The sequence below is a fragment of the Plantibacter sp. VKM Ac-2885 genome (genome assembly GCF_015351205.1).
GTDB lineage: Bacteria > Actinomycetota > Actinomycetes > Actinomycetales > Microbacteriaceae > Plantibacter > Plantibacter auratus.
In genome coordinates this window covers 965,705-986,204 of sequence record NZ_JADKSK010000002.1, presented here as the reverse complement: position 1 = coordinate 986,204, position 20,500 = coordinate 965,705, and the positions used below count along the sequence as shown (strand labels likewise).

Below are 20,500 nucleotides of genomic sequence, written 5' to 3'. Positions count from 1 at the left end.
CCGGCGCATGAACACTGATCAGCATCGCGCGGAGGCCCGAGCCCAGCTCGCGGCCTCCGCGTCGTGGTCCATCCGTCTCGACGACGTCTCGGTCACCTACCCGAACGGCACGAAGGCGCTCCGCAACGTCTCACTCGACATCGCCCCCGGGGAGATGGTCTCCGTCGTGGGCCTCTCCGGCTCCGGCAAGTCGACGCTCATCCGCACGATCAACGGCCTCGTGCCGGCGACGAGCGGGACCGTCGCCGTCGGGCCGCACATCGTCACCGGTCTGCGCGGCAGGCAGCTCCGTCGGCTGCGCGGGCACGTCGGCATGATCTTCCAGGGCTTCAACCTGGCCGACCGGACGAGCGTGTACCGCAACGTGCTCGTGGGCAGGTTCGCCAGCACCCCGACGTACCGGAACGTCCTCGGCCTGACCACCGCCACCGACCGGGAGCTCGCCCTGCGCTCGCTCCAGTCGGTCGGCATGCTCGACAAGGTCTGGACCCGCGCGGCGCAGCTCTCCGGCGGGCAGAAGCAGCGGGTCGCGATCGCCCGCGCCCTCACGCAGCAGCCGAGCGTCATGCTCGCTGACGAGCCCGTCGCGAGCCTCGACCCGCCGACCGCGCACACGGTGATGAACGACCTGCGCCGGGTGAACACCGAGATGGGTCTCACGGTGCTCGTGAACATCCACCTCATGGACCTCGCTCGCACCTACACGACCCGCATGATCGGGCTCCGCGACGGCGAACTCGTCTACGACGGCTCCGCAGCCGACGCGACCGAGGCGGACTTCGAGCGGATCTACGGTCGCCCCATCCAGCCCGACGATCGGCTGGACCGATGACGGCGACCAGGACCGACGTGAAGCTGCCGCCCGGGACCGACTGGCAGCTGCCGCCCAGGCCGAGCACCCGGCTGCGGACCGCGCTCATCATCGGGGCCGTGGCCGCCTTCACGATCGCCACCTGCCTGCCGGCGATCGGCGGCGTGCAGCTCGACTTCGGCGCGCTCATCTCCCACTGGGACAACGGATCCGGTCTGCTCCTCCAGCTCTTCCAACCCGACTTCGCCTTCCTGCCGCGGACGGTGCAACCGATGCTCGAGACGCTCCAGATGGCGCTCGTGGGTGCGGTGGCCGCTGCGTTGCTGTCCGTCCCGCTGACGCTGTGGGCGGCTGCCCCGACGAACCCGAACGGCCTGTCGCGTCGCATCCTGCGCGCGATCGTCAACGTCGTCCGAGCGGTGCCCGACCTCGTCTACGCGACCATCCTCGTCGCCATGGTCGGCGTCGGTGCGCTGCCCGGCCTCCTGACGCTCTTCCTCTTCGACCTCGGCATCATCGTCAAACTCGTCTCGGAGGCGATCGACTCCGCCGACCACCCGTACATCGAGGCCGGCAAGGCCGCCGGTGGGACGCAGACGCAGATCAACCGCGTCACCGTCCTCCCGCAGGTCTGGCCGCTGTTCGCGAACCAGTGGCTGTACACCCTGGAGCTCAACGTCCGCATCTCCGCCATCCTCGGCATCGTCGGCGCCGGCGGCATCGGTCGGCTGCTCGACGAACGGCGGGCGTTCTACGCCTACGACGACGTCTCGGTGATCGTCCTCGAGATCCTCGTCGTCGTCGTGCTCATCGAGGTCGCGTCCAACCTGCTGCGGAGGCGACTCGTATGACCGCGAACGATCCGACCAGCTTGCTCCCCCGCCGTCCCTCGCGACTCGTCCCGACCATCGCGGCCGTCGCCGTCGGGATCGTCGTCATCGCCGCGACCGCCGGCCTGCCGATCGACTGGCGCGACCTCGGCACCGTCCCGGCGCAGCTCGTGCACTTCGGCGGGCTCATGTTCGAGAGCCCGAACTGGGAGAAGCTGCCGCGGGCCCTCACCGAGATGTGGCGGTCGATCTCGATGGCCTGGATCGGGGCCATCCTCTGCGTCCTCGTCTCGATCCCGCTCGGCATGCTCGCCGCAGGGTCGGTCGGTCCGGTCTGGCTGCGGCTGCCGTTGCGCGGGGTCTTCGCCGTCATCCGCGCGGTCCCGGAGGTGATCATCGCCCTCATCCTGCTCACGATCACCGGGCTCACCCCGTTCACGGGTGCGCTGGCCCTCGGGATCGCCGGCATCGGCACCCAGGGGAAGTGGGTCTACGAGACGATCGAGTCCGTGCAGGAGGGCGCCTCGGAGGCCGTCCGCGCGGCCGGTGGCGGTACCGCCGAGGTGACGCGCTGGGCGCTCTGGCCCGCCGCCGCCCCGGCACTGCTGTCGCTCGCGCTCTACCGGTTCGAGATCAACATCCGCACCTCGGCGGTCCTCGGGCTCGTCGGAGCGGGCGGGATCGGCAGCATGCTGGCGAACTACACCAACTATCGCCAGTGGGATACAGTCGGGATGCTGCTGATCGTGGTGGTCGTCGTGACCATGACGATGGACGCGATCTCGGGTGCCATCCGACGCCGGATCACCCGGGGCCCCGGCATCGCCCGCACCACCCGTACCGCCCTTCCCGCCCGCACGACGAGGAGCCGCAATGTGGACAGGGTCCGCTGACGCCCCGCCGACGGCCAGGATCGCGATGCTCGCGCCGTCGCTCCAGCCGAGCGAACGCCGGGTGGCCGAGACGGTGGCCGAGGACATCGAGGCGAGCATCGAGCGCACCGCCCAAGAGGTCGCCGACCTCGCCGGTGTCGGCCGCGCCACCGTCATCCGCACCGCGCAGTCGCTCGGGTACGAGGGCTACCCGCAGCTGCGTGTCGCCCTCACCCGCGAGGTCGCGCTCGGGACACCGACCGCCCGCGACGATGGCGACGACACGATGCTCGGCACCCTCCGCGGGGCCGTCGACCACTTCGCCGGTCGCCTCGGCCAGACGACGTCGGCGATGACGGAGGAGACGCTCGAACGGTTCGTCGGCGTGCTCGACGAGGCGCCGAGGCTGCTCATCGCGGCGAACGGCCTCTCCTCACCGCTCGGTTCCGATCTGGCGATGCGGCTCATCTCGGCCGGCCGGCCGGCGGAGTACCTGCCCGACACGCTCGGGCAGCAGATCGCCGCCACCCACCTCGGCCCGGGCGCGGCGTGTCTGGTCCTGTCGGGCTCGGGCGCGAACCGCGCTTCCGTCGACGTGGCCGCGGCAGCTCGAGCGAGTGGCGCGACCGTCCTCGCGATCACCTCCTTCCCGCGCTCGGCCGTCGCCGAACTCGCCGATGTCGCGCTCGTCGTCGCTCCCATCGACGCGACCTTCAGGGACGAACTCGTGCACACCTCCCGGGCCGCCATCATGCTCGTGACGGAATCCGTGGTCGGGCTGCTCGTGGGCCGACGGGGCGATCGTGCGCAGCGCGCCCAGTCGGCGACGCTCGCCGTCATCAGCGGCTCGCTGTCGGACGACGCCTCGGACTGACCAGGCTCGGGCTGTTCCGATCGGCGCCGGACCGGGCCGGTGCCGGGATCCGCGAGAATGTTCTCCATGCCCCGTCACCGACTGCGTCGTCACCTGCTCACCGCCGTGATCGCGGCCACCGGTTCCCTGCTCGTCCTCACCGGCTGCGCGGGCCCAGCCACGACACCCACCGCGGACACCGACGCGACGCTCCGCGTGGGTCTCGTCCTCGAGCCGTCGGACCTGAACATCCGGACGACCTCCGGCGTCGCACTCGAGCAGGTCCTCATCGACAACGTCTACCAGGGGCTGGTCTCGCGCACACCGGACAACGAGATCGTCGACACCCTCGCCGAGCGCCACGAGGTCAGCACCGACGGGCTCACCTACACCTTCGTCCTCCGCGACGGCGTGACCTTCCACGACGGCGCTCCACTGACCGCCGCCGATGTGGTCGACTCGCTCACGCAGGTGCAGCAGAACGCGGCGTTCGTCGACCACCTCGACCTGGAACAGCTCCAGAGCGTGACGGCGGTCGACGACCGCACCGTCCGCCTGCAGCTCAGCTCCCCCGACTCCGACCTGCTGTGGGCGCTGACGGGTCGTGCGGGGCTCGTCCTCCAGGCCGGGGCCGACAACGACCTGTCGACGACGGCGAACGGCACCGGCCCGTTCACGCTCACGTCGTGGAAGCAGGGCGACAGCATCACCGTCGAACGGAACGACGACTACTGGGGTGACGCTCCGAAGGTGAAGGAGGTCGTCTTCAGCTACATCCCCGATGCGTCCTCGGCCGTCAACGCGACCCTCGCCGGCGAGGTCGACGTGCAGATCGGTCTCGATGCGAACCTGCGGGACCAGGTCGCTCGTACCGACGGCCTGACGATCGTCGAGGGGAAGACGACCGACAAGTACACCCTCGCCTTCAACAACCAGCGCGCACCGCTCGACGACCCCCTCGTCCGGCAGGCGCTCCGCACGGCCATCGACCACGCTGCGATCGTCGAGGCGGTCGGCGGCGCCGCGGCCCTGCAGTACGGACCGATCCCGGAGCTCGACCCCGGCTACGAGGACCTCAGCGACGTCGTGACCTACGACCCGGAGGCGGCGAAGGCGCTCCTCGCCCAGGCCGGCCAGGAGGACCTCGCGCTCACGCTCACCGTCCCGAACCACTACGGCACCGCCGCCACCAACGTCCTGGTGTCGCAGTTCAAGGCCATCGGCGTCACCCTCACGGTCGACAGCGTCGAGTTCCCCACGTGGTTGAACGACGTCTACACGAACCACGACTACGACCTCAGTCTCGTGAACCACGTCGAGGCACGCGACATCCGGCACTGGGCGGACCCGGACTATTACTTCGGCTACGACAACCCGACGGTGCAGTCGTTGGTCGCCGAGGCCAGGGCTGCGACCGACCCCGAGGTCGCCGACGAACGACTCCGCGAAGCCGCAGCGCTGGTCTCGAAGGACCACGCCGCAGACTGGCTCTACACCGGGATCACCCTCACCGTCGTGCGCGACGGCGTCACCGGTTTCCCCACCGACTTCGTCAGCGAGCACCTCGACCTCCGGGACGTCGCCGTCACCGACTGATCGGTGGCGGGAGGCTAGTCGCGCTCGGCGGTGCGCGTGGCGGAGGACACCAGGTCGTCCTTCGGCAGCGGTGTCCGGTCGGCGAGGGCCCGCATCCACGCCCCCGTCGTCGCGACCGCGCCGAAGTTCGAGTCGAGCAGCGCCATGAGCGTCGTGTGCACCGTCTTCGCGTCGACGGACCCGGCCGCGTTCTCGAGGTTGATGGCCCCGGTCGCGTCGGAGAGCACTTCCACCTCGATACCGAGTTCCTCGGCGCCCGCCGCGGACGCGATGACGCAGTTGTTCGTCATGTACCCGACGAGCGTGACGGTGTTCACGCCCTGCTCGCGCAGCCACGCTTCGAGGTCCGTCCCGGCGAAGACCGAACCGTACTGCTTCACGACGCCCTTCCAGGACGGCTGCGCGCGGCGGACGACCTCGGGGTGCAGCTCGAAGGCGCTCGTTTCCGGGTCGAAGACCGGTGCACCGCTGCCGGATGAGTGCTGGACGACCACGACGGGCACCCCGGCCGTCGTCGCCGCGTCGATGGCGGTCGCGATCCGCAGGATCGACTCCTCGCGCGGCGGGTACTGGATCGCGAGCGGACCGGCGAAATACTCCTGCTGGACGTCGATCAGGATCAGGGCGCGACGGGTCGTGGTCACAGGGGAACTCCTCGGTTCGGTGATGGCATCGGCACGACGCCGGTTCCATCCTCCCTCGGAAGCGATCGACGCGCGCCACCGATAGTCTCGGCGCATGGGGATCAGGGGTGCGGGGATGCGGTCGGTCGGGATCAGTGCGGGACTCGCCGTGATGGTGGTGCTGTCAGTGTCGGCGTGCGCGTCGTCCGCGACACCGAACGCGTCGCCGACCTCCAACGCACCGAGCGCCCCGGCGTCGGCCGATCTTCTCGCGTGCAGCGACCTCGCGTCGCTCGACACGGTCGCCGGCGTCCTCGCCGCTGAACCGGCGGACGTCGTCGAGGCCGTGCAACCGTCAGACGCCGTGGATCTGGCCGTCCTGACGGCGGCCGGTGGCCTCGCCTGCTCCTGGCGGGTGGGTGCCGGACAGCAGATGATCGGCGACGGAGCGGGCGACTGGGCCTACCTCTCGATCGAGATCCTGCCGGGCGCTGCCGACGACTGGGCACCGCCCTACGCCGGCGACACACCGTCCGAGGACACGAGGACGATCGCCGGTGTCGAGGCGACCACCTCGTCGGGCGAAACCGGATGGCGCGTGTCGGCGCCCGTCGGCTCGGCCTGGGTCGAGCTGTCGATCACCGCCTCCGGACTGACCTCCACAGGCAGCCGGTTCGAGGGCACGCCGTCGGGCGAGGTCCTCGACAACCTCGCCACGGCGGCGGAGACCACCTTCACGACGGTGGAGCCCGCCTCCGAGGCTCAGCTCGCCTGGCCCGCGCTCGCGCCACGCGAAGGCGACGCGACCTGCGACGGCGGGCTGGACGAGGCCGGGATCGTCTCCGCACTGCAGTACGGCGAGGCCACCACCACCTACACCGTCATCGACCCACGGGCCCAGCCGATCGGCGACCTGGAGGATGCGGCGAGCGCCCGCGTCGGTGCGTTCAGCTGCGAACTCTTCGCAGAGGGCTTCGGGTACACCGACATCCTGGTCGTGCGCGACGGCGCGACGATCATCGACGAGCTGGCAGCCCAGCCCGACATGGCGGCGGCGCTCGAGCCGGTCACCCTCGAGGGCGCGGTCGACGGCGAGTCGGCACTCGTCGCGCGCCGCATGGACGGTCCGCGGTCGCCGCTCTACCTCACCGTCGGTGAGACGTTCTACGCCGTCAGCTCCGGCGACGGCGCGCAGACGGTCGCCGAGGCGATCATCGCCCAGACGCGGTGACGGCCGGCAGAGCGGTCACTCGGTGTCGAATCCGCAGGTCTGGATGGTCCAGGCGATGAACGCCTGATAGTTCGGGTCGGTCGCGGCGCTCTGCACGGCCTGCGACTCGGTGAACCTCGGGTCGAGCCCGACGTCGGAGACGAGGCTGTCGGCCGGGAACTCGGCGAGGATCGCGGCGGTCTCCTCAGCGGACGTCGCGAAGACTTCGGCACCGGCTGCGACCTCGGCGCTCACACCGTCCAGGGGCAGGAGGTCGCGGATGGTCGTGACCTGCGCCTGCACGGCCTCGAGGTCCTCGCCGACGGTGCCCGACTTCGCGGTCGCCGCCGCCCGGTTGGCCGCGCAGAACGCCGTGTAGTCGGCGGGCCCATCCGCAACGTCGGCGGTCGCAGTAACGGTGGGGGTCGACGACGGCGTCGCGGAGTCGCGATCCTCGCTGGACGGTGCAGAGCATCCCGCGAGGAGGCCGGCGACGAGGAGGGCGGAGCCCCAGACGAGGGCGAGTCGGCTGCGGTGCGGTGCGGTCATGAACGAGGTCCCCTCAGGCGGTCTGCGAGTCGGCGCCATCCATGTTGCCGCACCCGCGCGCGGTCCGGAAGGTCCGCGGCGCGGTCCGGGTCGTGATCTCGTATCGTTGATCGACGTGAGCACCTCCCTTCCCACGACGTTCCCGCTGTCCACCGACCGACTCATCCTCCGCCTGCACGAACCGTCGGACGTGGCCTGGTTGCTCTCGGTCTATTCGCGACCGGACGTCGCCACCTACCTCCTCGATGAGCCGTGGACGGAGGAGGTCGCACGGACGAAGAGTGCCGAGCGGCTTCAGCGCACCGGCCTGGACAGCCCGGCGCGTGCGCTCGCACTCATCGTCGAGCACGAAGGTGCGCCGGTGGGCGAGGTCCTGCTCTGGTACACCGACCACGAGCGGGGCGTCGCCGAGATCGGCTGGGTCCTCGACCCGGCGCACGGCGGCAAGGGGTTCGCGAGCGAGGCCGTCCGTGCGGTCCTCGACCTCGCGTTCAGCACGCCCGGGATGCACCGGGTCGCCGCTCAGCTGGATGGCCGGAACACGGCGTCGGCGCGACTCGCGGAGCGGGTCGGCATGCGGCACGAGGCCCACCTCCGGCAGAACTGGTGGAGCAAGGGCGAGTGGACCGACACGGTCGTCTTCGGCCTGTTGGCGAGCGACCGCGGCTGAGGCAGATGGCCCGACGACTCAGCGGCGCTCCTGATCGATGATCAAGAGCGGGTCGCCGAGCGCCAGACGCTGCAGCACCTCGTCCGTCGTCGACCGCTTCGCCTCCTCGACATCGGTGTCGGTCAGCGCGACCGCCTGCCAGAAGGCGACCCGGCCGTTCGGCGTCTCGACGGGAGCCACCACCGGGTCGGCGGTGACCGCAAGGGTCGTGAGGGCGCCGTCGGGATCATCGGTCACGCCGTTGGCGAGCCGGATCCGGTCCCCCAGCCACAGCTCCTGCGGCCCACTCCGCACGTACTGCGCGAGGACGATCAGCGCGCGGTACGGCCACTGGGGCGGCGTCTCGTCCGATGGCGACCGGCGCACGCGCATCGTGAGCTCGTACCCGAAGCCGCTCGTCGTCGGATCGTCGGAATCCTTGCCCCACAGTTCGGTGAGCCCGTAGGTGACGTAGAACCAATGGTCGGGGCCCGGCAACGCCGAACACCCCTGCAGGGCGGACCCGAAGTGCAGTCCGGGCGAGTAGGCGACATGGAACTCGCGGGCACCCGGGTAGTGCTGCGACACCGCCTGCGTGACGGCGTCCCATCCACGCTCATCGAGGTCGTCGAGGTCGTCAGCCTTGGCGGGCTCCGGCTCGCTCGCGGCGGGTGACATCGGTGGCTGCTGGGATTTGCGTCGGAAGAAGCCCATGCGACGAGTGTAGACATCGGTCGTCGACGGACGGCCGGCGGCCATCGACCGTTCCCGCGGCTGTCTTGCCGTGAGCGTGCGAGCGATGCCCCTCCGGCCTCGACGGCGAAGGCTGCGGGAGGACTAGAGTGCTGGCGAAACGGTAGGCGCGACGATGCGGAGGACCGATGAATTCCGAGACCCTCGTGCTGCTCGCCGTATCCGTGCTGGTCGCCGGGTCGTGCGCACTGTTGTTCGTCGTCGACAGCCGTCGGTCGCTCTCCGGGCGGTACATCAACCTCTGGCTCACCGCCTCGATGCTCGCCGTCCTGTGCACCGCTTCCTACCTCGCCGCGACGGGGCTGGGGCATCCGTCCCTGGTCGTGGCGTTGGGGAACGGCGCCATGGTCGGCGCTGTCGGATTCGTCTGGCTGGGCTGCCAGGCGTTCAACGGCCGACGGATCCGGTTCTGGCTGGTCGTCACGGTGGTGCTGATCGTCATGATCCTGACGTTCCTGCCCGAGTCCCGAGGTCCGAACTGGGCGGGGGTCGTCCCGAAACTGCTGAGCCTGAGCCTCTTCGCCGTGCTGACCGCTGTCGAATCGCGGAGGGGTCTCTTCGGGTCGTTCCGAGTGAGCTGGGCGATGACCATCGTGCACGCACTTCACGCGTCCTACAGCGGTGCGCGGGCCGTCGTCTTCGGTCTCCAGGGTCCCCGTGGCGGTGTGTTCGAGCGGTATTTCAACACCGAGATCACGACGGTGATCAACCTGGTGTTCGTCGTCGTCACCACGTTGGTCCTGGTGTTCCTGCGAATCGAAGAGCTCTCCAGCCGGCGGGCGAGCGGAGGACCCGGTTGCTTCACGACGGTCCGTCGGCTCTGGGCACTCCATCGTGACCACCCGGGTTCCGTGGTCCACTCCATCGAGATCGTCGATCTGACCGTGGTCAAAGACGCCTACGGCGTGGCGCACGCGAACGATCTCGTGAGTCGGCTGATCGACAGTGTCGTCCAGTCGAGTCCGGGTGCCCAAGCCGTTGCCAGCACCCGCCGAGGCACCGTCCTGCTCCTGCTGCCTGACGGACACGGCAGCGTGGAGGCGAAGGTCGACGCCGCGATCGAGGACGCCTACTGGAAGCAGTCGGTTGCGCTTGTCGACGGGTACGCGAGCACCCTGCGGATCACGACGCTCTGAGCGGCACCGCCGCAGTCGACCAGACGGGATCAGCTGATCCCCCCCCTCACCGGCGCCCGGGCCGAACGGCGCTCACCACCAGAAGGGCGCTTGCGTCACGTAGGGGGATTCGAGCCTGGCGACCTCGTCATCCGTCAGCTGCACGTCCAGCGCGGCGGCGGCATCCGTGAGGTGCGCCGGTTTGGTTGCACCGATGATGGGAGCTGCGACCGTCGGGTTCCGCAGGACCCAGGCCAGTGCGACCTGCGCCATCGGGATCCCTCGCTCGACCGCGATCTCCTCGACGGCGTCGATGATCGGGCCGTCGGCGTCCGTGTCGAACGCCTTCGCCACCTCGTCGATGTTCGAGCGGTCCGTGGCTGCGCCGCGCGGCCGGGCGAGTCGTCCTTTGCCGTTCGGCGAGTAGGGCGTGAGGCCGACTCCGGTGTCCGCGCACATCGGGATCATCTCCCGTTCCTCTTCGCGTTTCAGCAGGTTGTACTGGTTCTCCATCGCGACGAAGGGCGTCAGCCCGTTGACCGCTGCGGCCGTCTGCAGCTTCGCGAACTGCCAGGCGTACATGGAGGAGGCGCCGAGGTAGCGCACCTTCCCCGCGCGGACGATGTCGTCGAGCGCCTGCATCGTCTCCTCGACCGGGGTCTCCTCGTCGAAGCGGTGGACGTAATACACGTCGATGTGGTCGGTCCCGAGTCGTCGCAACGAGGCGTCGACCTGTTCGAGGATGGCCGTTCGGGAGAGTCCCGATCCCCCGGGCCCGTCATGCATCCTCCCCGAGACCTTCGTCGCGAGGACGATGTCCTCACGGCGACTGAACCGTTTGATCGCGCGTCCGACGTACTCCTCACCGCTGCCCTGTTGGTAGACGTTCGCAGTGTCCCAGAACGTGATCCCCAGCTCGACCGCCTGCCGGAAGAACGGCGCGGACGCCGCTTCGTCCAGGGTCCAACGGTGGAGTCCGCGGTTCGGATCGCCGTAGGTCATGCAACCGAGTGCGAGGCGGCTGACGCGGAGGCCGGTCGCTCCGAGGCGGGTGTACTCCATGGTCGGTGCTCCTTGCTTCAGTGGTGGGGCGAGGGGTGTTCGGAGGTGGCCGCCCAGCTGGCGAGGAGTTTGAGTGACTCCTCGCTCGGTGAGCCGGGTTCGGCGCTGTAGATCAAGAAGTTCAGGCCGGGCTGGTCCATCGGCTCCATCGCCTCGTAGATCATGCGGAGCTCGCCGACGACCGGGTGATGGAACACCTTCTCGCCGGACGTGTGATGGCGGACGTTGTGCGCGCCCCAACGGACGCGGAACTCCTCGCTGCGCGTGGACAACTCACCCACCAGGTCCTGCAGTGCCCGATCGTGCGGGTTGCGCCCTGCCTCGGTGCGGAGGATCGCGACGTTGATGTCGGCCGAGGTCGACCAGCTCGGGTAGAACGCCTCCGCGAGGTCGCGGTGCAGGAACACGAACCGAGCCAGGTTCACCGGGCGCTCCGGGAGCGCGTAGAGGTCGGCGTACAGCGCGCGGAAGAGCGCGTTCTCCGCAAGGACGTCCATGCGGCCGTTCCGGACGAACGCCGGGCCTGCGGTGATGGAGTCGAGGGCGAGTTGCATACCGGGCCGCACGCCGGCCGGCGCAGACCGTCGGCGTGCCCGGATCGGCGATTCGTTCGCCGCCCGAGCGAGGTCCACGAGGTGGGAGCGCTCCGCGTCGTCCAACCGCAGCGCGGAGCCGATCGCGTCGAGCACCGCCTCCGACACCCCCGAGAGGTTCCCGCGCTCGAGACGCGAGTAGTACTCGACGCTCACTCCGGCGAGCATCGCGACCTCGGTGCGACGCAGCCCCGGTACGCGTCGGTTCGTTCCGCCAGGCAGCTCCACCTGCTCTGGCGTGAGTCGGTCCCGACGGGTCGTCAGGAACTCGCGCACCTCGTCTCGATTGTCCATGCCGACAACGATATGACGCGGCCTCCGGCGCTGGGGTGTTCCCGCAGGACACCCATCCTCGACCTCGTGGAGGCCGTCCGGGCAGGCGCGGAGCGTCTCCCGTGCTCGCGCCGCCCTGAGACGTGCCCTGGCGGAGTATCCCTGCTTCGCCGCCGGTGGTGTGTGATCGAGGGATGCAGATCGACCACGGGAACGCGGCAGCACACCGCGTGTCATCACCGACCTCGGACGATGGCCTCGCCGACCGTGAAGGCCGGAAGCCGCGACAACGCCTGACGCTGCTGCTGGCTGCACTCGGGTTCTTCCTGATCACCCTCGACATCCTCATCGTCACCATCGCGCTCACCAGCATCGCGCGAGACCTCGGTGGAACGACGGCATCGCTGCAATGGGTGATCGACGCCTACACCGTGCTGTTCGCGGCCCTCCTGCTCCTCGCCGGCAATCTCTCGGAGCGGTTTGGCGCGAAGCCGGCGTTCGGCGTCGGCGTCGCCGTCTTCCTCGTCACGTCGATCGCGTGTGCGGTGGCCCCGTCGATCGGTGTCCTCATCACCGCTCGAGCCCTGCAGGGTGCCGGTGCGGCGTTGATGCTGCCGGCGTCCATGGCGCTCATCCGTGAGGCGTTCCCCGGAGGTCGCGAGCGCGCTCGCGCCCTGGGTGTCTGGGCGGTCGGCGGCGCGGTCGCCACCGCACTCGGGCCGGTCCTCGGTGGCGCGTTGACGACGCTCGACTGGCGACTGGTGTTCGCGATCAACCTGCCCGTCTGCATCATGATGCTCCTCCTGCTCCGGACGGTCGCATCATCCCCGTCACGGCCCGAGCCGTTCGACTGGGCCGGACAGTTCGTCTGGCTCATCGCGTCGACGGCGCTGGTGTTCGGACTCATCGAGGGCGGGGCGGACGGGTTCGGCAGTCCCGTCGTGGTCGCAAGCCTCGGCGTCGCGCTGGTCGGCATCGTCGGCTTCCTCGTTATCCAGGCCAGGAGCGCGCACCCGATGATGCCGTTGGCTCTGTTCCGATCGAGCGGTATGCGCATCGCCCTCGCCGTCGGATTCGCGTTCATGGTGAGCAACTTCGGGACGGTGTTCGTCCTGAGTCTGTTCCTCCAGCAGCAGCTCCAGCTGCCGCCGCTGCTCGCGGGCCTGGTGTTCCTCCCGTCGGCCCTCTTCGCCGTCGTCGGCAACATCGTCAGTGGCACCATCGCCAACCGGTTCGGGGTGCGCGTCCCGATCGTGGCGGGGTTGCTCCTCATGGTGGTCGGGCTCGTCGGCACCGTCGCCACCGCGCACTTGGGGTCGCCGATCTGGGTGGGTGTCTTCGCGTGCTTCACCGCCGCGGGAGGTTCCGTGGCGATGCCGCCGGTGACCTCCGTGGTCCTCGCGAGCGTCCGGCATCGCGTGCCGGCACCGCGAGTGCGGTCTTCAACACCTTCCGTCAACTCGGCGGTGCGGTCGCCATCGCGGTCTTCGGGGCGCTCCTCACCGACTCGACGGGCTTCGTCGCCGGGCTGCAACTCAGCCTCGTCATCGCCGCGGCGCTCATCCTCCTCACCGCGATCGCGAGCGTGTTCATCAGGACGGCGGACGGGTCGTCATGACGCCGCAGTCGATCAGACGGGATCAGTCAGTGTCGTCGCCAGCGCCCGGCGTGCGGCCGGGGTCGATGCCCAGCCGCTCCTCACCCCGCTCCACGTCGGCGAACCGCTGCCCTTCGACGATGAGCAGCACCTTCTTGAGCCAGATCCTGCCGCCGTTCGCCAGTTCCCAGTGCAGGTCGCCGGCCTGGGAGCCGGAGGGCTGTCCAAGGTGCCCGCTCAGCGCCGACTGCAACTCCTGAGCGGCGCTCCGCAGCGCGCCGGGGTCGTCGCTCTTGTCGGAGACCGCGATGTCAAACGCCAAGCCGCTCCCCGCGCAGATCGGACGGATAGCTCCCACGATCGCCGTCACAAACGTCGATCGTTCAGTAGCGTTCTACCGCGAATTTCTGGGTCTCCAGGTGACTTTCACCAACGGGCTGCCCATGGGCTTCGTCATCCTCCGAAACGGTGCGGCCGAGCTACACCTCAGCCTCGTCAGACACCACCAGCCGGCCACCTACAACGTCGCGCATGTGCTCGTCGGTGATGCCGAGAGCCTCTACAAGGTCATGGATGCTGCGCACGTCAGGATCGTCAAGGGCCTGCGCGACGCCGATTACGGGCTCCGTGGGTTCGTGTTCTGCGACCCGGACGGGAACCGGATCGCTGTCGGTCAACAGCTCCCCTCCGGTTCAGCGCCCTGACCAGGTTCCTCTCGCATCTGCCTGGAACTTGGGCCGTCCTGCTCTGTAGCGATCTCAGAGGACCGCCACACCGCGATCATGCTCACTGGATGCCGCCCCTAACGCACCTCGGTGCCGTAACTGTGCACCGATAACGATGGCGGTCTCGACTAGTCAACGCATCACCAAGACTGCTCAAGGGCCAAGGAGGTTCGCGCCGCCCGGGCAGCGAGTCCGAGGTCCCCGACCTGACGACGATCTCAGGTCTCAGCTGGGTCGGCGAGCAAGGCAGAGAGAAACCGGTCGAGTCCAATCGAGACGTCCTGTGGATCGAGTCGATCGGGGAACATGCTGGCCTGAAGAGTAAGGCCGTCGATGAACGTGTGGAGAAAATCCACCGCTCGCTCGTCGTCGGGATCTTCGAACTCATCGCTCATCCGTTCCGGAATCGGCAGCCCCTTGGCGCTGGCGAACGCGTCCGTCGGGCTCGACGTCAGCAACGGGTGGAAGGCCTGCCGTCGTCTGGCTATCGGAGCCGCGCCTCTCGAGGTCAAACGATGCCCGTAAGCCACAGCGTCCCTGAGCATCCGCCCGCATCAACCCGTCTGGGTCGTCTCTCACATCTCCTCTAGCTCTACTACTAGCTATTGCTGGACACGTATTCGAGATTGTCGGCCAGGCCCGCCAGACAGTGTGACGCAGAGGGGTCTCTCACGAGAATCACGCGAGAGACCTCTCTCCAGGAGGACGAGAGGCTGTGTCAGCCCTTGGCAGGAATGGAGCTGATGATGAAGTCGGCGTCCGTGCTGTCCTTGAGGGTGAAGCGGGCGTTCGGGAGGTAGAAGCGACCGTCGTATCGTGCAACCGTGGTGGGGCTGTCGAAGTCGTCGGTGGTGATGTTCTCCGCCAGCTTGGCGCTCGTTCCAGCGTCGTCGAGGTCGAGGACGGTGAGAGTGTTCACCATGTTCCGGACGACGTAGAGAGTGTTGCCTTCACGGAGAAGCCCGTCTCCCCATTCGACGTTGTCCAAGCCGTCCAGAGCGATCGGCGTTGCACTGCCCGTGGTTTCGTCGACGCGGAACAACGTTCCGGTGTTGGTCTGCACGACGATGAGCTCCGCCCCGTCAGGGGTTGTGGTGATGCCGTTGTTGTTGAAGCCCTGACCAAACGTGATGCCACTGAGCGGGAGCATCTCGATCGCATCGGCTGGCGGGAGCTCGCTGTTCGTGCCGAGCGGCAGCCGGTAGAGCACCGGTCGTGAGGAGTCGGTGGCGTACAGGACGCCGTGGAGGATGGTGAAATCGTTGACCAGCGCGCCAGCCTCGACATCCGGGACGGTGTACACGGCGAGTACCTTGCCGGACTTGGCGTCGAGCACGCGGATGGTGCCAGCGGTGCCGCCTGCGACGAACAGCTGGTCCGCATCGGTACGGAGGATACCGACGGATGCGCCACCGGTGGCCGGGCTCAGTTCGTCGTAGGTGCCGTCGAGGAGATCGACCGTGTACACGGTTCCGTCGGAGAACGAGGTGACGTAGGCCGTACCGGTGGCTTCGTCGACGGCGATGCCCTCGGGGACCGAACCCACCGGCATCTTGATGGTCTCGACTGGCGAAGCGGCCGACGGCGGCGACGTAGTGCTAGTGGATGGTGCAGTGGGGCTCGTGCAAGCAGCGAGGCCCAGGATTGCGGTCAGGCCGATCAGGCCGGCGAGGGCGGGACGGGTGCGGAGAGTCATGCTGTCTACTTTCGTTGTCATCGCCCCGTTGCGTCGGGGCGGTCACGCTGCGCGCTGTCGCACTGCGTTCACGGGAAAGCAAGATGCCGATGCAATGCGAATATTCCGGAGGAAATGAGGCACTTTTTTCGACGTGTGTAATAGCGCGAGAGGAACGTGAAAGTGCGTTACGTACTTCAAAGTGCGCGGCGTCAATTGGGACTACTTGCCGGGTCGGGGTGATTGTCTAGCAGGACGGGTGAGCGCCACCCGCACATCCCTTCAAGGAGAACAAGCATGACGAAGATCGCAATCATCCTCGGGAGCACCCGCCCGGGCCGTAATGGTGAGGCCGTCGCGAAGTGGGTCGCGGAGATCGCCTTGCGCCGTTCCGACGCTGCGTTCGAGCTGGTCGACCTTGCCGACTATCCGCTCCCTCACCTCGACGAGCCGACCCCCGCTGCCTACCAGGCGTACCAGAACGACCACACCAAGGCCTGGTCTGCGAAGATCTCGGAGTTCGACGGCTTCGTCTTCGTGACGCCTGAGTACAACCACTCCACCTCCGGCGTCCTGAAGAACGCGCTGGACTATCTCTACAACGAGTGGAACAACAAGGCAGCCGCGTTCGTCAGCTACGGCAGCGTCGGTGGAGCTCGGGCGGTCGAGCACCTGCGGCTCATCGCGGCGGAGCTGCAGATGGCGACCGTTCGCGGCCAGGTCGCGCTCTCCCTCTCCACCGAGTTCGAGAACTACTCCGTCTTCAAACCGAACGACTACCTGTTGCCCCAGGTCGACACCATGCTCGACCAGCTCGTGTCGTGGTCGAAGGCTCTGGAGACCGTCCGATCCGGCGGCGCCTCCGCCTAGCCCGAATCCGTCCGTCTCATCGTCGTCGCGATGCGGCCGTTATGGCGTCACCTTTCGAGGTGGGCGCTCAACGACCGCATCGCGTCGTCGACGGCAGCGAGCTGTGACGGGGAGAGTGCGCGAACAAACACGTCTTGGACCGCGTGGAGGTGTGGCGGCGACCCCGCCCGGAATAGTTGAGCACCCGCGGCGGTGAGCACCACCTCCGCCCCTCGGCTGTCCCCGGCGACCGCATCGCGGTGGATCAAGCCACGCCGCTCCATCCGTCCGAGATGATGCGACAGCCGACTGCGCTCCCATGCGATGTCGGTGGCGAGCTGGGACGATCGGATCCGCTGTTCCGGGTGCTCCGACAACGCCAGGAGCACCGTGTAGTCGCCCGTCGACAACCCCGAGTCCTCCTGCAGCCTGGCAGCGACAGCGTTTCGTACCTGCTCCGAAGTTTCGATGAACGCCCTCCAGACCTGGAGCTCCGCCTTCGTCGGAGACTTGCGACCCGATGGAACACTCGCGGGAATCGTCATGACCCCTCCTTTGTTTGACACGTCAACTACAGTGTCCCATAATTGACACGTCAATCACAGAGAGCGGTGGACCCATGACAGGACGGCACTTCGAGCTGGGGCTGAATTCCTTCGGCGATGTGGCCAGCGACGGCGATGGCATGCTGAGCGATGCGGAGACCGTCCGTCTGCTCATCGAGGAAGTTCAGCTGGCGGAAGATGTCGGACTGGACATCTTCAGCGTGGGCGAGCACTACCGGGAGGGTCAGGTCGATTCGGCATCTGCCGTGCTCCTCGCGGCCATGTCCGGCGTGACCGATCGAATCCGCCTGGGTACAGCGGTCACGGTCCTGAGCACCAACGACCCCGTTCGGCTCTTTCACGAGTTCTCCACGCTCGACGCCGCATCGAATGGGCGAGCCCAGCTCGTTCTCGGCCGCGCCTCCGCGACCGAGTCGTTCCCGTTGTTCGGGTACGAGATCGCCGAATATGAGCACCTCTTCGAGGAAAAACTCGAGCTGTTTCTGCAGTTGCGCCGGGGAGGCCCGACGACGTGGTCCGGATCCACGCGGCCTGCCCTCACCGGACAGACGCTCCACCCGCGGCTAAGCGAAGGTGGCATCCCCACCTGGATCGGCGTGGGTGGAAGCCCTGATTCGGTCGTGCGCGCAGCGCGCCACGGGCTGCCGCTCATGATGGCGATCATCGGCGGGAAGCCACAGCGGTTCAGCGGGAATGTGCAGCTGTACGAACGGGCGCTCGACCAGTTTGGCCACGCTCCACAGCCCATCGGCCAGCACTCACTCGGGCTGGTCGCGCCGACCGACGACGAAGCCCGAGAACTCTGGTGGGAATCATGGCAACCGGTCGTGAAGACCATCGCCAGCGAGCGGGGGTTCTACGCGCCGACGCGGGAACGCTACGCCATGGAACTCGACACCGGCGCCCTCTTCGTCGGTTCACCCGAGACCGTCGCTCGGAAGATCGCGACCGTGGCTCAAGACCTGCACCTGTCGCGCTTCGACCTGAAGTATGACCTCCTCGGGCTTTCCAAGGCCGCCCGCGCCCAGACCATCGACCTCTTCGGTCGAGAAGTAGCCCCCATGGTCAATGACCTCCTCACGAAAGAAGCACCACATGCCTGACATCGAATTCGGACTCGACACCTTCGGAGACCTCCCCGAGACCGCGTCCGGGGCGCTCGCCACCCACCCGGAAGCCATCCGCCAGGTCGTCGCCGAAGCCGTCCTCGCAGACCAACTCGGCGTCGACGTCTTCGCGGTCGGCGAGCACCACCGCCCGGAATACTCCATCTCCACACCCGAGACCGTGCTCGCGGGCATCGCAACACAGACCACCCGCATCCGACTCGCCTCGGGCGTCACCGTACTGAGCTCCGACGACCCCGTGCGCGTGTTCCAACGCTTCGCAACGGTCGACGCCCTCTCGAACGGGCGCGCCGAAGTGATCCTGGGACGCGGCTCTTTCACCGAGTCGTTCCCCTTGTTCGGCTACGACCTGCGGGACTACGAGAAGCTCTTCGAGGAGAAGATCGAACTGTTCTCCAAACTCCTCACCGAGCAGCCCGTCACGTGGAGTGGATCGACGCGACCCGCCCTCCAGAACGCCGACGTGTATCCGAAGACCACCTCAGGCCATCTGTCGACCTGGGTTGGTGTCGGCGGGTCGCCCGAATCGGTGGTCCGCGCGGCGAAGTACGGGTTCCCGTTAATGCTCGCCATCATCGGCGGTGGCCCGGCGCGGTTCGCTCCATACATGAATCTGTACCGTCGGGCGGCTGAACAGTTCGGCACCACGGCGCACCCGATCGGGATGCACTCGCTCGGTTTCATCGCAGACACCGACGAGGAGGCTCGCGAGATGTTCTTCCCGCGGCACAAGATCGTCCGCGACCGCATCGGTGCTGACCGAGGATGGCCGCCTCTCAGCCGCCAAGCGTTCGATGAAGAGGTCGAGCACGGTTCTCTCTATGTCGGCTCACCGACGACGGTCGCCAAGAAGATCGCCTCCGCGATCAGCACCCTCGGCGTGGGCAGGTTCGACCTGGTCTACTCGGCCGGCGTCCTTCCGATGAGCGCGCGCCTGCGCGCGGTCGAGCTCTACGGCCGCGAGGTCATCCCCCAGGTCCGCGAGATCCTGGGCCACTGAGAGGACACCATGACGCACACCCCATTTGAACCGGAACAGACCACCATCGGCATCCTCGGGGCCGGCAAGGTCGGCACCGTCCTCGCGCGACTCGCGCTCGCGGCCGGCTACGACGTCCTGATCAGCGGTTCACGCGACCCGTCCACCATCGCACTCACCATCGACGTCCTCGCCCCCGGTGCGGTCGCCACGACCTCGACCGACGCCGCGGCCCGGAGCGACATCGTCATCCTCGCCCTTCCGCTCGGCAAGTACCAGACCGTGCCAGTCCAAGCGCTCCGCGGAAAAGTCGTCGTCGACGCCATGAATTACTGGTGGGAGATTGACGGGGAACGCGAGGACCTGCGCTCGCCGACGAGCACCACGAGCGAAATCGTCGCAGCTTTCCTCGCCGAGTCGAGCGTCGTCAAGGCTTTCAATCACATGGGCTACCACGACCTCGACGAAGAATCCCGCCCCGCAAGCGCACCAGGGCGCAAAGCGATCGCAGTGGCCGGCGACGACAAGGCGGACCGCTCTCTCGTCGCGGCCGTGGTCGACAGCTTCGGATTCGACCCCGTCGACATCGGCATGCTCCGCGAGGGGACGATCCTCGAACCCGGGCATGAGTTGTTCGGCGCCGATATCGGAGCCGATGAGCTTCGGGCGGTGGTCGCCCGGGCTCGTGTGTCCGTGGCAGCGAGCATCTGATGCACACAACGGCTCCGGCACAGACTCCGGCGTTCCCCATCGACCAGGATGTGGACGCATGGTGCGACGAGGCCGATGCACGACCGCTCGTCCGTGAGATCCTGACCATGACCAGCGACCGCTGGTCGATGCTCGTCATCCAAGCCCTGGCACACGGACCGGTGCGCTTCACCCACCTCATGACACAGGTGGAGGGCGTCTCCCACCGGATGCTGACCCAGACCGTCCGCCGACTCCAGCGTGACGGGCTCGTCTCACGCACCAGCTACCCGGAGTCACCCCCTCGGGTCGAGTACGCACTGACTGCACTCGGAACCTCGTTCGGCAAACCCGTGCAAGCCATGATCCACTGGACCCTCGAGCACCAAAACGAGATCGAGCAGAGTCGCGAGCGATTCGGGCGATGAGCCCCTCACCTGAGTCGCGGTGGCTGTTCAGGACGACGACGGCGGCACCAGCTCCACGGTACCTGCGAGAGGTCG

The 20,500-nt window shown here is 67.9% G+C and carries 24 protein-coding genes and 1 pseudogene; 16 read left to right on the top strand and 9 right to left on the bottom strand.

The window, feature by feature from the left end:
• Nucleotides 1-7 precede the first annotated feature (7 nt).
• The 5 genes from phnC to ITJ66_RS17070 all read left to right on the top strand — a co-directional run bounded on the left by phnC (nt 8) and on the right by ITJ66_RS17070 (nt 4,962).
• Entirely contained in the window at nt 8-832 is an 825-nt protein-coding gene (gene phnC, locus ITJ66_RS17090) for a phosphonate ABC transporter ATP-binding protein (protein WP_194645414.1), read from the top strand.
• Nucleotides 829-1,662: a phosphonate ABC transporter, permease protein PhnE gene (gene phnE / locus ITJ66_RS17085; RefSeq protein ID WP_192018415.1), complete on the top strand. Its 834-nt coding sequence runs from the start codon at nt 829-831 to the stop codon at nt 1,660-1,662. Before phnC ends, phnE (ITJ66_RS17085) begins: the two co-directional genes overlap by 4 nt.
• Entirely contained in the window at nt 1,659-2,534 is an 876-nt protein-coding gene (gene phnE, locus ITJ66_RS17080; RefSeq protein ID WP_194645413.1) for a phosphonate ABC transporter, permease protein PhnE, read from the top strand. Before phnE (ITJ66_RS17085) ends, phnE (ITJ66_RS17080) begins: the two co-directional genes overlap by 4 nt.
• Nucleotides 2,515-3,387: a MurR/RpiR family transcriptional regulator gene (locus ITJ66_RS17075; protein ID WP_191941575.1), complete on the top strand. Its 873-nt coding sequence runs from the start codon at nt 2,515-2,517 to the stop codon at nt 3,385-3,387. The genes phnE (ITJ66_RS17080) and ITJ66_RS17075 overlap by 20 nt, the downstream gene beginning before the upstream one ends.
• A 66-nt stretch (nt 3,388-3,453) precedes the next feature.
• Nucleotides 3,454-4,962, top strand: coding sequence for an ABC transporter substrate-binding protein (locus ITJ66_RS17070; RefSeq protein ID WP_194645412.1), 1,509 nt, complete (start codon nt 3,454-3,456; stop codon nt 4,960-4,962).
• A gap of 14 nt (nt 4,963-4,976) precedes the next feature.
• On the opposite strand, the gene ITJ66_RS17065 is transcribed toward ITJ66_RS17070, so the two are convergent.
• Nucleotides 4,977-5,606 carry an isochorismatase family protein gene (locus ITJ66_RS17065; RefSeq protein ID WP_194645411.1) on the bottom strand — a complete coding sequence of 210 codons (630 nt, stop codon included), beginning with the start codon at nt 5,604-5,606 and terminating at the stop codon, nt 4,977-4,979.
• 94 nt (nt 5,607-5,700) lie between these two features.
• Here ITJ66_RS17065 and ITJ66_RS17060 point away from each other — a divergent pair, with 94 nt between their 5' ends.
• The gene (locus ITJ66_RS17060) at nt 5,701-6,816 is read left to right on the top strand and encodes a hypothetical protein (protein ID WP_194645410.1); all 1,116 of its coding nucleotides are present in this window, start codon (nt 5,701-5,703) and stop codon (nt 6,814-6,816) included.
• 15 nt (nt 6,817-6,831) lie between these two features.
• Here ITJ66_RS17060 and ITJ66_RS17055 read toward each other — a convergent pair whose 3' ends face one another.
• The gene (locus ITJ66_RS17055) at nt 6,832-7,344 is read right to left on the bottom strand and encodes a hypothetical protein (protein ID WP_191941579.1); all 513 of its coding nucleotides are present in this window, start codon (nt 7,342-7,344) and stop codon (nt 6,832-6,834) included.
• A gap of 115 nt (nt 7,345-7,459) precedes the next feature.
• Here ITJ66_RS17055 and ITJ66_RS17050 point away from each other — a divergent pair, with 115 nt between their 5' ends.
• Nucleotides 7,460-8,014: a GNAT family N-acetyltransferase gene (locus ITJ66_RS17050; protein WP_370582697.1), complete on the top strand. Its 555-nt coding sequence runs from the start codon at nt 7,460-7,462 to the stop codon at nt 8,012-8,014.
• An 18-nt stretch (nt 8,015-8,032) separates the two neighbouring features.
• On the opposite strand, the gene ITJ66_RS17045 is transcribed toward ITJ66_RS17050, so the two are convergent.
• Complete coding sequence (locus tag ITJ66_RS17045) at nt 8,033-8,707, bottom strand: suppressor of fused domain protein (RefSeq protein ID WP_194645408.1); 675 nt, start codon at nt 8,705-8,707, stop codon at nt 8,033-8,035.
• A 167-nt stretch (nt 8,708-8,874) separates the two neighbouring features.
• Between ITJ66_RS17045 and ITJ66_RS17040 the strand changes: the two genes are divergently transcribed.
• Nucleotides 8,875-9,882 (top strand): hypothetical protein, encoded by a 1,008-nt coding sequence (locus ITJ66_RS17040; RefSeq protein WP_194645407.1) that lies wholly within the window; start codon nt 8,875-8,877, stop codon nt 9,880-9,882.
• Nucleotides 9,883-9,954: 72 nt separating this feature from the next.
• Here the strand turns inward: ITJ66_RS17040 and ITJ66_RS17035 are convergent, their stop codons facing one another.
• Both ITJ66_RS17035 and ITJ66_RS17030 read right to left on the bottom strand, forming a co-directional pair.
• Complete coding sequence (locus tag ITJ66_RS17035) at nt 9,955-10,923, bottom strand: aldo/keto reductase (protein WP_192018407.1); 969 nt, start codon at nt 10,921-10,923, stop codon at nt 9,955-9,957.
• A 17-nt stretch (nt 10,924-10,940) separates the two neighbouring features.
• Complete coding sequence (locus tag ITJ66_RS17030) at nt 10,941-11,810, bottom strand: helix-turn-helix transcriptional regulator (RefSeq protein WP_228501973.1); 870 nt, start codon at nt 11,808-11,810, stop codon at nt 10,941-10,943.
• Nucleotides 11,811-11,983: 173 nt separating this feature from the next.
• On the opposite strand from ITJ66_RS17030, the pseudogene ITJ66_RS20255 reads away from it, so the two are divergent.
• Together ITJ66_RS20255 and ITJ66_RS19890 are read left to right on the top strand one after the other, a co-directional pair.
• A pseudogene (locus ITJ66_RS20255) lies at nt 11,984-13,141 on the top strand (MFS transporter); the annotation flags it as partial.
• Nucleotides 13,132-13,407 carry a hypothetical protein gene (locus tag ITJ66_RS19890; protein WP_228501971.1) on the top strand — a complete coding sequence of 92 codons (276 nt, stop codon included), beginning with the start codon at nt 13,132-13,134 and terminating at the stop codon, nt 13,405-13,407. The pseudogene ITJ66_RS20255 and the gene ITJ66_RS19890, both read left to right, overlap by 10 nt.
• 22 nt (nt 13,408-13,429) lie before the next feature.
• Here the strand turns inward: ITJ66_RS19890 and ITJ66_RS17020 are convergent, their stop codons facing one another.
• The gene (locus ITJ66_RS17020; RefSeq protein ID WP_228501970.1) at nt 13,430-13,708 is read right to left on the bottom strand and encodes a DUF6301 family protein; all 279 of its coding nucleotides are present in this window, start codon (nt 13,706-13,708) and stop codon (nt 13,430-13,432) included.
• Between ITJ66_RS17020 and ITJ66_RS17015 the strand changes: the two genes are divergently transcribed.
• A complete protein-coding gene (locus ITJ66_RS17015; protein ID WP_194645405.1) occupies nt 13,695-14,090 on the top strand; it encodes a glyoxalase superfamily protein in 396 nt (131 codons plus the stop codon). The two genes, ITJ66_RS17020 and ITJ66_RS17015, sit on opposite strands and share 14 nt — an antisense overlap.
• A 239-nt stretch (nt 14,091-14,329) precedes the next feature.
• Here the strand turns inward: ITJ66_RS17015 and ITJ66_RS17010 are convergent, their stop codons facing one another.
• Nucleotides 14,330-14,623 carry a TetR family transcriptional regulator C-terminal domain-containing protein gene (locus ITJ66_RS17010; RefSeq protein WP_194645404.1) on the bottom strand — a complete coding sequence of 98 codons (294 nt, stop codon included), beginning with the start codon at nt 14,621-14,623 and terminating at the stop codon, nt 14,330-14,332.
• A 206-nt stretch (nt 14,624-14,829) separates the two neighbouring features.
• Complete coding sequence (locus ITJ66_RS17005) at nt 14,830-15,807, bottom strand: superoxide dismutase (protein WP_194645403.1); 978 nt, start codon at nt 15,805-15,807, stop codon at nt 14,830-14,832.
• A 276-nt stretch (nt 15,808-16,083) separates the two neighbouring features.
• On the opposite strand from ITJ66_RS17005, the gene ITJ66_RS17000 reads away from it, so the two are divergent.
• Complete coding sequence (locus ITJ66_RS17000; protein ID WP_194645402.1) at nt 16,084-16,656, top strand: NADPH-dependent FMN reductase; 573 nt, start codon at nt 16,084-16,086, stop codon at nt 16,654-16,656.
• Nucleotides 16,657-16,703: 47 nt separating this feature from the next.
• Here the strand turns inward: ITJ66_RS17000 and ITJ66_RS16995 are convergent, their stop codons facing one another.
• Complete coding sequence (locus tag ITJ66_RS16995) at nt 16,704-17,180, bottom strand: MarR family winged helix-turn-helix transcriptional regulator (RefSeq protein WP_194645401.1); 477 nt, start codon at nt 17,178-17,180, stop codon at nt 16,704-16,706.
• A gap of 74 nt (nt 17,181-17,254) precedes the next feature.
• Between ITJ66_RS16995 and ITJ66_RS16990 the strand changes: the two genes are divergently transcribed.
• Genes ITJ66_RS16990 through ITJ66_RS16975 form a run of 4 tightly spaced genes read left to right on the top strand, consistent with a single transcriptional unit; the run spans nt 17,255 to nt 20,425 of the window.
• A complete protein-coding gene (locus ITJ66_RS16990; protein WP_194645400.1) occupies nt 17,255-18,304 on the top strand; it encodes an LLM class flavin-dependent oxidoreductase in 1,050 nt (349 codons plus the stop codon).
• A complete protein-coding gene (locus ITJ66_RS16985; RefSeq protein WP_194645399.1) occupies nt 18,297-19,328 on the top strand; it encodes an LLM class flavin-dependent oxidoreductase in 1,032 nt (343 codons plus the stop codon). Before ITJ66_RS16990 ends, ITJ66_RS16985 begins: the two co-directional genes overlap by 8 nt.
• A 9-nt stretch (nt 19,329-19,337) precedes the next feature.
• Complete coding sequence (locus ITJ66_RS16980; protein WP_194645398.1) at nt 19,338-20,018, top strand: NADPH-dependent F420 reductase; 681 nt, start codon at nt 19,338-19,340, stop codon at nt 20,016-20,018.
• Nucleotides 20,018-20,425 (top strand): helix-turn-helix domain-containing protein, encoded by a 408-nt coding sequence (locus ITJ66_RS16975; RefSeq protein ID WP_194645397.1) that lies wholly within the window; start codon nt 20,018-20,020, stop codon nt 20,423-20,425. The genes ITJ66_RS16980 and ITJ66_RS16975 overlap by 1 nt, the downstream gene beginning before the upstream one ends.
• The last annotated feature ends 75 nt before the right edge of the window (nt 20,426-20,500 follow it).

Excerpts from the sequence above, each read along its gene's own strand:
- phnC (WP_194645414.1), top strand. The coding sequence starts at position 8 with ATGAACACTGATCAGCATCGCGCGGAGGCCCGAGCCCAGCTCGCGGCC.
- phnE (WP_192018415.1), top strand. The coding sequence starts at position 829 with ATGACGGCGACCAGGACCGACGTGAAGCTGCCGCCCGGGACCGACTGG.
- phnE (WP_194645413.1), top strand. The coding sequence starts at position 1,659 with ATGACCGCGAACGATCCGACCAGCTTGCTCCCCCGCCGTCCCTCGCGA.
- ITJ66_RS17075 (WP_191941575.1), top strand. The coding sequence starts at position 2,515 with ATGTGGACAGGGTCCGCTGACGCCCCGCCGACGGCCAGGATCGCGATG.
- ITJ66_RS17070 (WP_194645412.1), top strand. The coding sequence starts at position 3,454 with ATGCCCCGTCACCGACTGCGTCGTCACCTGCTCACCGCCGTGATCGCG.
- ITJ66_RS17060 (WP_194645410.1), top strand. The coding sequence starts at position 5,701 with ATGGGGATCAGGGGTGCGGGGATGCGGTCGGTCGGGATCAGTGCGGGA.
- ITJ66_RS17055 (WP_191941579.1), bottom strand. The coding sequence starts at position 7,344 with ATGACCGCACCGCACCGCAGCCGACTCGCCCTCGTCTGGGGCTCCGCC.
- ITJ66_RS17045 (WP_194645408.1), bottom strand. The coding sequence starts at position 8,707 with ATGGGCTTCTTCCGACGCAAATCCCAGCAGCCACCGATGTCACCCGCC.
- ITJ66_RS17040 (WP_194645407.1), top strand. The coding sequence starts at position 8,875 with ATGAATTCCGAGACCCTCGTGCTGCTCGCCGTATCCGTGCTGGTCGCC.
- ITJ66_RS17035 (WP_192018407.1), bottom strand. The coding sequence starts at position 10,923 with ATGGAGTACACCCGCCTCGGAGCGACCGGCCTCCGCGTCAGCCGCCTC.
- ITJ66_RS17030 (WP_228501973.1), bottom strand. The coding sequence starts at position 11,810 with ATGGACAATCGAGACGAGGTGCGCGAGTTCCTGACGACCCGTCGGGAC.
- ITJ66_RS17015 (WP_194645405.1), top strand. The coding sequence starts at position 13,695 with ATGTCAAACGCCAAGCCGCTCCCCGCGCAGATCGGACGGATAGCTCCC.
- ITJ66_RS17005 (WP_194645403.1), bottom strand. The coding sequence starts at position 15,807 with ATGACTCTCCGCACCCGTCCCGCCCTCGCCGGCCTGATCGGCCTGACC.
- ITJ66_RS17000 (WP_194645402.1), top strand. The coding sequence starts at position 16,084 with ATGACGAAGATCGCAATCATCCTCGGGAGCACCCGCCCGGGCCGTAAT.
- ITJ66_RS16995 (WP_194645401.1), bottom strand. The coding sequence starts at position 17,180 with ATGACGATTCCCGCGAGTGTTCCATCGGGTCGCAAGTCTCCGACGAAG.
- ITJ66_RS16990 (WP_194645400.1), top strand. The coding sequence starts at position 17,255 with ATGACAGGACGGCACTTCGAGCTGGGGCTGAATTCCTTCGGCGATGTG.
- ITJ66_RS16985 (WP_194645399.1), top strand. The coding sequence starts at position 18,297 with ATGCCTGACATCGAATTCGGACTCGACACCTTCGGAGACCTCCCCGAG.
- ITJ66_RS16980 (WP_194645398.1), top strand. The coding sequence starts at position 19,338 with ATGACGCACACCCCATTTGAACCGGAACAGACCACCATCGGCATCCTC.
- ITJ66_RS16975 (WP_194645397.1), top strand. The coding sequence starts at position 20,018 with ATGCACACAACGGCTCCGGCACAGACTCCGGCGTTCCCCATCGACCAG.